We start from the raw sequence: 237 nt of genomic DNA on the forward strand, positions 1-237 counted from the left end.
TGGTCACCGCCGCCGGCGGCGGCACCCTGCCCGACGTCGACGCCGGGGAACCGCCCGCCGTGTGCGGCGGGCGCGGCTGGTACGCGCGGCCGGCCATCCTCGGCGCGGGCACGACGGCGGCCCCCGGCCAGGCGGAGGTCCTGAACCCGCTGACCTCGGCGGGGGGGATGGGGCTCGTGCTCGGGCTGCGGGTGGGGGCGCCGGCCAGGGAGGGGGGCGCCCCCGGGGCCGAGGGCC

At 83.5% G+C, this 237-nt stretch carries 1 protein-coding gene; it reads left to right on the forward strand.

What is annotated here, in order from left to right:
• On the forward strand, positions 1-237 hold a 237-nt coding region (locus KVS67_RS13105; RefSeq protein ID WP_368669077.1), incomplete at both ends, for a TRIC cation channel family protein.

This window comes from Micrococcus sp. GbtcB5, assembly GCF_019091605.1.
Classification (GTDB): Bacteria; Actinomycetota; Actinomycetes; order Actinomycetales; family Micrococcaceae; genus Micrococcus; species Micrococcus luteus.